The organism is Streptomyces sp. ADMS (assembly GCF_033441795.1).
Taxonomy (GTDB): Bacteria; Actinomycetota; Actinomycetes; order Streptomycetales; family Streptomycetaceae; genus Streptomyces.
The window spans coordinates 1-8,449 of sequence record NZ_JAVFVX010000189.1 but is presented as its reverse complement, the minus strand read 5'-3'; the positions used below and the strand labels follow the sequence as shown (position 1 = coordinate 8,449).

General features: G+C 68.8%; 8 protein-coding genes and 4 pseudogenes. 4 read left to right on the top strand and 8 right to left on the bottom strand.

Translation table 11 applies throughout. The annotated features are described in order from the left end of the window. Positions 1–405: 405 nt before the first annotated feature. The 7 genes and pseudogenes from RB628_RS38385 to RB628_RS38355 all read right to left on the bottom strand — a co-directional run. Positions 406–939 carry a TerD family protein gene (locus tag RB628_RS38385; protein ID WP_318325278.1) on the bottom strand — a complete coding sequence of 178 codons (534 nt, stop codon included), beginning with the start codon at positions 937–939 and terminating at the stop codon, positions 406–408. Positions 940–2,393: 1,454 nt separating this feature from the next. Continuing rightward, positions 2,394–3,330, bottom strand: a pseudogene (locus RB628_RS38380) (TerC family protein); the annotation flags it as partial. Positions 3,331–3,425: 95 nt separating this feature from the next. After that, the gene (locus RB628_RS38375) at positions 3,426–3,662 is read right to left on the bottom strand and encodes a hypothetical protein (RefSeq protein ID WP_318325280.1); all 237 of its coding nucleotides are present in this window, start codon (positions 3,660–3,662) and stop codon (positions 3,426–3,428) included. A 79-nt stretch (positions 3,663–3,741) separates the two neighbouring features. After that, positions 3,742–3,915, bottom strand: a pseudogene (locus RB628_RS38370) (FtsX-like permease family protein); the annotation flags it as partial. A 219-nt stretch (positions 3,916–4,134) separates the two neighbouring features. Next, positions 4,135–4,704, bottom strand: a complete 570-nt coding sequence (locus RB628_RS38365) for a hypothetical protein (RefSeq protein ID WP_318325277.1) — start codon at positions 4,702–4,704, stop codon at positions 4,135–4,137. Between the two features lie 5 nt (positions 4,705–4,709). Continuing rightward, the gene (locus RB628_RS38360; RefSeq protein ID WP_318325276.1) at positions 4,710–5,099 is read right to left on the bottom strand and encodes a hypothetical protein; all 390 of its coding nucleotides are present in this window, start codon (positions 5,097–5,099) and stop codon (positions 4,710–4,712) included. A 49-nt stretch (positions 5,100–5,148) separates the two neighbouring features. Beyond that, positions 5,149–5,310: pseudogene (locus tag RB628_RS38355) on the bottom strand (TerD family protein); the annotation flags it as partial. Between the two features lie 53 nt (positions 5,311–5,363). On the opposite strand from RB628_RS38355, the gene RB628_RS38350 reads away from it, so the two are divergent. Next, positions 5,364–5,555, top strand: a complete 192-nt coding sequence (locus RB628_RS38350) for a hypothetical protein (RefSeq protein WP_318325275.1) — start codon at positions 5,364–5,366, stop codon at positions 5,553–5,555. Positions 5,556–5,562: 7 nt separating this feature from the next. Here the strand turns inward: RB628_RS38350 and RB628_RS42810 are convergent. Then, positions 5,563–5,766: pseudogene (locus RB628_RS42810) on the bottom strand (hypothetical protein); the annotation flags it as partial. A 227-nt stretch (positions 5,767–5,993) separates the two neighbouring features. Between RB628_RS42810 and RB628_RS38340 the strand changes: the two are divergent. The 3 genes from RB628_RS38340 to RB628_RS38330 all read left to right on the top strand — a co-directional run. Beyond that, positions 5,994–6,806, top strand: coding sequence for an oxidoreductase (locus RB628_RS38340; protein WP_318325279.1), 813 nt, complete (start codon positions 5,994–5,996; stop codon positions 6,804–6,806). A gap of 81 nt (positions 6,807–6,887) precedes the next feature. Beyond that, positions 6,888–7,406 carry a nuclear transport factor 2 family protein gene (locus RB628_RS38335; RefSeq protein WP_318325274.1) on the top strand — a complete coding sequence of 173 codons (519 nt, stop codon included), beginning with the start codon at positions 6,888–6,890 and terminating at the stop codon, positions 7,404–7,406. A gap of 290 nt (positions 7,407–7,696) precedes the next feature. Then, positions 7,697–8,449: L-dopachrome tautomerase-related protein (locus RB628_RS38330; RefSeq protein WP_318325273.1), on the top strand; the 753-nt coding region annotated here is incomplete at its 3' end.

The window sequence follows — 8,449 nt, the reverse complement described above, 5'->3', positions numbered from 1 at the left end:
TGCATGCTCGAAGACGGTCATGTTGCGGCCGATTTCACCAAGACCGCCCAGGGCGGTCACCCTCAGCCCTCCTTCAGGCAGGGGAGGGGCGGCTTTCAGTTCGGGATGCGGATGACTCATATTCCGACGTTACCGGAGAGACTGCCGAGGTGATCCACTGGCTGCCAACCAGTTGGTTCAACACGGCGCGGGCCGAGGCGGCGGGCCCCACCTGGTCGGGCAGCTCACCGGGCAGCTCACCGGGCAGATCCAGGACTTGGAAAGCCGCTCGGCCCGGCTCGTGGACCGCCAGGCCCCGCAGTTGCTGAGGCGCTCCTCATATCCGCCCTCACCGGCATACCAGTCGGCCGGCATGGGACGATCGGGACGACTGCGGCGCCGTACATCTCTGCGCTGTTCCCCCGGTCAGGGTTGTGGGGCGCAGCCCATCTCCGTGGTGAAGACCTCGGGGTCGCTGTCGAACCCGCGCAGCATCTCGTGGAACTCCCAGGTTCCGGAGGCGTTGCGGGTGAACTCGGCGACCGTCAGTGCGGTGGATCCGGAGACGTGCGCGAAGTCGTACTTCAGAAGCTCCTTGTACCCGTCGACGACCAGTATTCCGGCGTTCGACAGTTCGCCGAATGTCTTGGGGCCGCTGTTCTGGTGGATCGCGACGCCTACGACCACCCGTGCGAAGGAGGAAGCGAGACGATCGAGCTCCAGGGTCATCACCTCGACGTAGCCGAAGCCCTGACCGGTCTGGCTGTGCCGGCTCATGTTGATGGTGCCGTCCGGTGAGCGGCTGTCGAAGTGGACGACGTACACAGGCCGCCCATGGAGGGCATCCGTCGAGTAGGTCGTGGCGATGATGTCGAGATGGTGAGGCGGCTCGTTCCAGCGACTCGGATCCCACTTGAGCCGTACCTCGGCCTTCCTCACTCCCTGGCTGTCACTGCTCACCGTTTTGCTGCCTCTCCTGCGCCAAGCCACCGCGGGATGGTCCCCCGCAAGGGCAAGTATGGCTCTCGGCCGACCTGTTGAAGCCTTCCTCAGCAGGATCCTTCGACCGGCCGTCCGGTCATGGCGCGAAAAAGGGACATCAGCTGGTCCGGGGCGGTCTGTGTATGGGGCAGAGGACCGGAGCGAAGGTGAGCTTCTGGCCGACGATCTTGTTGTGTCGGCGGGGACGGCGGGGGCCAGTGAGCGGATCGTGCCGGACGGCGATCCGAGATGTCGCGCAGGCTTCGGCACGGTGCTGATGATCGAGGGCGACGGGGCAGGGATGACCGATTCAGCTTCGCACCGAGGTGCACGGGCTGCAGCTGACGGCCGCCGAATCGTCGCCGCCGGGACCCGCGATCATGGCTTGCCGCCCTGCTGATCCGAGCAGCCGTCGTTCGGCGGGACAGCGCAGCCCCCGGGAAGGATCAGCTGTCTCCTTTACGGGTACCAGGTGTCCCAGGAGCAGCGGGCAACCACAGGCCGTGCGCCCGACTCCGAGACTCGGCCGCCGGGTGGGATTCGCGGGGTCCGTACTGCGAGGAGGTGCGCGGGATGGCTGCACGTCGTGATGATTCAGACGGTTTCCCAGCGTGCTCCCGCCGACACGGCGAGGCTGCTGTCGGGAGCCCGCAGGCCGCAGGGCAACGGGTACACGTCAGGCAGGAAGTGGTCGAACCGCTGCTGCGCCGCGCCGACTTGTTGTCGCAGCTCCTGCGGATCGGGTACGCACGTGATCAGCGGGGGCAGAAGACACAGCACTCCCCGGGGCATTCATGGCGGCTCGCGCAAGGGGAGGCCCCCGACGGCCGGTGGCGTCCGTGTGGCGAAACTCTGCCGGTATCACTCCTGAGCGCCGAACGGCAATCGGCCGTCGGCGGCCTCCCACTCGATAATTGCATAGTGCAAAGTTGGATCGCCAGTCATTCCAGCCGTTTCCGGGAAGTCCTCTCGACGGGTCCGGCCGTGTTCGGGTCGGACCCGTGGTCGCAGCCTGTGGGCGTGCGACAGGGGAGGGGCGGACTTACGAGAACCTGACGTTGCGGTGAAACCCCTCGTGGCCCGCTCGTCCCACAGGCAACTCTGGTGCTGCGCGGTCGGCAGTGCACCGCCGCGCTGCTGATTTTGCTACCGGGCCTGGGGGCGCTTGTGCCTGGGGTCCAACCGAAAGTCGGGACAGTCTCGGTTTTGGCATGCACCCGGACCCCATACGGGAACGAAGACGCCGAGGGTCTTGTGGCGGTGGACTGCGACCGGCACGGGATTCTTGCAGGTCGGACACGTGTGCGTTTCGGGCTTACGCTTTAGCTTGACCATATCTTTACGATATGCCCGTACCGGCCCGTCGGGAAGTGGTGCCGCCTGCTCGGTGGTCCCGGAGGCGCCCTCCTGTTCGTCGGTCTGGTCCGCAACGCCTGTCGGGGCGGGCCTTCTGAGGCTGAGCACCACGGACCCTGTCAGGACGAGGACGATGACCGCGAGACTGATCGGTGAGGGGATTTCCGGGATGCCGGGGCTGATCAACTTGTGGGATGCCTGGAGGATGAGCTTGACGCCGATGAAGGCGAGAATGATCGCCAGCCCCTTGTTGAGGTAGTGGAAGCGGTCCAGGAGGCCGGCGAGCATGAAGTAGAGGGCCCTCAGGCCGAGGATGGCGAACGCGTTGCTGGTGTAGACGATGAAGGCGTCGTCGCTGACCGCGAGGACGGCCGGGACACTGTCGACGGCGAAGATCAGGTCGGCGGCCTCGATCGCGGCGACCACGGCGAGCAGCGGGGTGGCCGTCCGTTTGCCGGCTTCCTTGACGAAGAACTTCGCCCCGGCGTACTCGTCCCGCACGGGGATGATCTTGCGGAGCAGCCGTACGGCAAAGCTGCTGCCCGGGTCGAAGCTCTCCTGCTCGTCCTTGAGGAGTTTGTAGGTGCTGTAGAAGAGGACCGCCGCGAAGGCGAACAGCACCGCGGTGAAGCGGCTGACCACGGCCACACCGAGGGAGAGGAAGATCCCGCGGAAGACGAGGGCGCCGATGACACCGAAGAACAGCACGCGGTGCTGATAGGCGCGGGGCACCTTGAAGTAGGCGAAGATCACGGCGAAGACGAAGAGGTTGTCGACCGACAGACTCTTCTCCAGCAGCCAGGCTGTCGTGTACTCGGTGCCGGCAGTGGCACCGAGTACGAGGAAGACGACCACGCCGAAGATCAGCGCGAGGCTCACCCACAGGCCGCTCCAGGCGGCTGCCTCCCTGAAGCCGATGACGTGCGCGGTGCGGTGGGACAGCAGGTCCACCGCCAGCGACACGACCACCGTCGCGGCGAACGCCACCCACAGCCAGAGCGGGACATCGAGCACGCCGAACACCTTCACCGTGGCCCGCGCGGAATACGCCGACCCCTATACAGGAGTGTCCGGCATCACGCCCCCGGAAGCATGCGGAGGGGAGGGAATCAGCCAACCGGCTCCTGCCGCTTGTTGTGGTGAGGGCCGGAGGCGCGAGCTCGGAACCTGACCTCCTGTTCGGTGCGCAGGGCCGTGGCGGTTCGGGCCTTGGCGGCCCAGCCGGCGGGCAGGAGTGCGCCCATGGTGGCGATGAGCAGGCCGCCGAGTGCGAGCGGGAGCAGATCGGCCGCGTGGTAGACGGCGATGGCGGAACGGGGGAGGCGGAGTCCCACACTGTCGCCCATCGCGGGGAGGACCCAGCCGCACGGCCAGGCCGAGGGGTACGCCCGGAGCGCCCGCGACCACTCCGGTCACGACGACCGAGGTGAGGACCATCGCGACGGCCTGCCGGGGGGTCATGCCGAGCGCCTTGCGGACACCGATCTCCCGGACGCGCTCGCGGGTGTCGAGCAGCACGCCGTTGAGCACGCCGAGTGCGGCGACGGCGACGAGCGTCAGCGTGAGGATCACGGACAGCGCGTTGAGTGTGACGACCATGTCGTTGCCGGCGTCGAGCCCGCCGGCCTGGGCGGTGACCCCCAGTGGTGCCAGGTCCTTGTTCAGCGCGTCGTCGTAGCCGGTCACGCCGGTGCCTGAGGTGACGGCGATGTGATGGCTCGTCTCCGCCAGGTCGGACCGAAGCCGGGACGTGGGTTCAGCAGCCGGAACCTGCGCCTGTCCCGTGTAGTTCAGGCGCTTGGGTCCGGAGCAGAGGGATCAGAGCCGCCGGTCCGCGCCGGTGAGGCGGGCAGGTAACTTCTCCTCGGACGAGACGCCCTGGGGCGGGGCGTGATGCCCCGCGCCGACGCGGACTGGAGGAAGGCGTCGGGCCCACCCGCCGGCGGCCTCGTGGACGATCTCGGTGATGCGTTGCAGGGCCGGGGGTGAGGTCGTGGCGGCGCAAGACGGGAGCTTCTTGGCGGCGAGGACGGCTGTGCCGACGATGAGGACGACGGCCAGTTCGCTCAGTCCGGATGCGGGGTGCTGTCCCTTGGGGAGGGCCGGCGGGCGGGGCGGGCGGTGGGGGCGAGTGCGCATGACGGGGGGAGATGCCTCCGCCGTACCGGGGAACGGGCCCGCGGCAACGTGGCGGCGCAGGTGGGGCACCATCCCCCGGTCCAGCAGGGTTCGTTGCCAGGACAGCCGGGCCTGCTCCACCCGCTCTGGGGCCGGCGGGCCGCCGTGCTCACTCATCGCTGTCCGCGGCGGGGCCGCAAGGGCCACGGCAGCGCTCAGCACCGCGACGAGTGCCAGCACCCAGCCGGCGGTCACCCGTGACGTCGGCAAGGCGCCTACGGCGTCGGTGAGCTGGAGTGAGTAAGTGAGTAACCGAGCACGAGCAGGGCCGCGGCGGACACCGTGCCGACGACCGGCGTGAGCACGGCGAGCGCCGGCAGCAGGGTGCCGCGGCTCGTCGACGGGCCCGTCGGGCGGCGCCGGGCAGCCACCCGCAGGGCGAGGTGGGCGGCGTACTCCCTCGTCGTCACCGCCGTGATCTCGTCGGCGGCGTCGAGGGCCCGCTTCCGCACACGGACCGCAGTCGGTCCGGTGGGGCCGGCGAGCGGGGCCTCTCCGATGCCGGCGCTGCTCATCGCCGGCCGCAGTGTCGCGTCGAAGTCCGGTCGGTCCTCCGGGCGGAGGCGCGTCGGCTCGGCCACATGGTCTCCAGGTGGGTCGGTCACCGGACCCGCTCCCTGAGAGGAGAGGCCCGGCAGCGCGCGCCGGCCTGGGTCAGACGCTGACGCCGAAGTCGGAGGCGATCCCGGCCAGACCGGAGGCGTACCCCTGGCCGACCGCGCGGAACTTCCACTCGGTGCCGTTGCGGTACAACTCGCCGAAGACCATCGCGGTCTCGGCGGAGGCGTCCTCGGACAGGTCGTAACGCGCGATCTCCTGCCCGCTAAGTGTCTGGTCTCTCGTCCGCAGTCACTGTCCGTATTCGCGCGGTGGGCGCATTCCCCGGAATCGAGTACTGCGCCCCGTCAGTGATCATCGGCGGCATCGGCATCGGCATCGGGCTCGTGCCCGTCTCACCGGACACCGCCGAGGGCTTCTACCGCCTGGTGGCTGCCGCGACGGTGTATCCCTGCATCCGCATCTGGAGCGTTTCGGGGTGTGCCGGGATCGGCCGCGTGTAATTGATCGTCATCGGGCTGCCCATGGCGCGGGAGGCCCGCTCGTGCCCCTCTTCCTGGCCACCTCTCGAACGCCAGGCGGACGTTCTTCCGTGCTCCGCGTCAAGGCGGCGGCGATCGCCTTCTCGCCCGGGAAGATTCGGAAGAGGTACGGCTGCGTGACACCGACACGCTTGGCAATCGCCTCGGCAGAGGTGCCGTAGCAGCCCTTGAGCGCGAACTCGCGATCAAGGCGCGGGGGTGGTGCTGTCGCGTCTCTCCTGCCTGCTCATCCGGCGTGTGCCGCCATGCCGGCGGGTGCCGGTCAGCTCAATCTGAAGCCGGCCGGTGGCGTGGCCCGGGGTCAGTTCCGTGCTTGAGCTTGCGCATTGGAAACCGACCGGTTTACAGTGAGGCCAAGGAGAAACCGATCGGTTTCTCAAGCGAGCTCGGGAGTGCATGATGACGACAAATCGGCCGGTGGCCCTCGTGACGGGCGCGTCCTCCGGCATCGGCAAGCAGACCGCGCTCGCGCTGGTCGCGGCGGGTTTCGAGGTGGCCGGCACGGGCCGCGACACCTCACGCGTCACCCCGCTCCAGGGCGTGACGTTCCTCGACCTCGACGTGGTCAGTGACAAGTCGGTCACCGCCGTGGTCCAGCAGGTGATCGAGCGGTTCGGGCGGATCGACGTCCTGGTCAACAACGCCGGCGTCGGCTCGATAGGCGCGGCCGAGGAAACCTCACTCGCGCAGGCCCAGGGCGTCTTCGACATCAACGTCTTCGGGGTCATGCGCATGGTGAGAGAGGTCCTGCCGCACATGCGCTCCCGGGGACGCGGACGCATCATCAACCTCTCGTCAGTGCAGGGGTTCATCCCCGCCCCCTACATGGCCGTCTACGGTGCGTCCAAGCACGCGATCGAGGGCTACTCCCAGTCCCTGGACCACGAGGTCCGCCAGTACGGCGTCCGCTCGCTCCTCGTCGAACCCGCGTACACCAACACCGGATTCGAGGCCAACAGCGCCAAGCCCGACACCCCCCTGCAGACCTACGCCGACCAGCGGCACGTCTTCGACCGCCTGATGACGGAGGCGATCAAGAGCGGTGACGACCCCGCCGTGGTCGCCAAGGCGATCGTCACGGCCGCCACCGACACCAAGCCGAAACTGCGCTACGCCGCCGGTCCCATGGCCGGACGCGCACGCATGCTCCGTTTCGTTCCCGCCTGGGTCCTGGACAAGCAGATCCGCACGATGAACAAGCTCACCGGCTGACACCCGCCACCCGCAAACCCCGTCCACCAAGCACGTCGGCACCCGCACATCCCATCGCGCCGCTGATACCGGGAGAGACTTATGTCCGAGACCCTGCACTCCGCCGCCGCCACCGTCGCGAGCTGGCGCTCCGCCGAGGAACGCGGTGACGTCGACGCCGCGGTCGCGTGCCTGAGCCGTGACGTCGTGCTCAGCTCGCCGCTCACCGAGCAGTTCCGCTTCGAGGGATCTGACCAGCTGCGTGACTTCCTGACCTCGGCGTTCACGGCGGTCAAGGACGTCCGCTACCACACTCAGGCCGGCGAGGGCGACGTGTACGCGCTGGTCTACCGGGCGCGGGTGGGGTCCCAGTCGTTCGAGGAGGTGCAGTTGCTGCGGCTCGACGACGAGGCACAGATCAAGGAGATCACGCTCTTCGGGCGTCCGATGCCGGCCCTCACCGCCCTGATGACCACCCTGGGGCCGAAGCTCGCCCGCCAACAGGGCCGCCGGGGCCTCGGCGCGCTCATGCGCGCCAGCACCATACCCATCCACGCGATGGTCACCTTCGGGGACCGCACCATGGTCGCGAAGACCCGGCCGGCAGCCCGGCAGACCTGAGAGCACCAGGTCCACCGGCCATTTGGCCCCGTTCCCCTTCCAGGAGTTGGCGGCAGCCGCAGGCGATGTCCTTGGCGGACAGCTTCAGGTCGCAGGAACGCACGAGGTACCTGCCGTCCAGGTGGGCTCCGGCTGGCCCTGACCACACGGGCGAAGCCGACTCCCCGAGAGCGGCTGGTGGGCACTGTCCTTGACCGGCCACGGCAACGTCCGGCCAATCCCCCCACGCGCCGAGGTGCTGCGGCAACTCGCAGCGCTTTCCGGCGACTTGACCCACAGGAGACGCTTCCATGAAACGACGTACGTTCCTTACGGCGACCACCGTGTCGCTGGCCGCCACCCAACTCGCCGGTCCCGCCTACGCCTCCGCCTCCCCTTCCGGTTCAACTGCCGGTCACTACGAGGTCGTTGCCCGCTTCTGGGGCGCGATGCCGACGGGTGTCACCGTCTCGCGCCGCGGCCGGGTCTTCGTCAACTTTCCCCGCTGGGGCGACGACGTCCCGTTCACCGTCGCCGAGCTGCGGGGCGGGAAGCCGGTGGCCTACCCCGACGCCGAGGTGAACCGCGAGGACGCCTCAGACCTGGCCGGGCACTTCCAGTCGGTGCAGAGCGTCGTCGTCGACCCGGCCGACCGGCTGTGGATCCTCGACACCGGAAGCCCGGGGTTCGCCGGGTCCTCCTACGGCGGTCCCAAGCTCGTGGCGGTCGACCTGCGCACGGACCGGATCGTACGGAAGATCCTCTTCCCGCCCGAGGTGGTGCCGGCGAACAGCTACCCCAACGACGTGCGCTTCGACCTGCGGCGCGGCGCCGAAGGCATGGCCTTCATCACCGACTCGGGCGGCTCCAACGGCATCATCGTGGTCGACCTCGCCACCGGCCGCTCCTGGCGGCGACTGGCCGGGCATCCCTCGACGCTCCCGGACGAGCGGTTCCTTCCGGTCATCGAGGGCGAGCCCTTCATGGTCCGCCCCGCGGGCGGCGAGCCCACGCACTACGAGACCGGCTCCGACGGCATCGCTCTCAGCGCCGACGGCACGCGC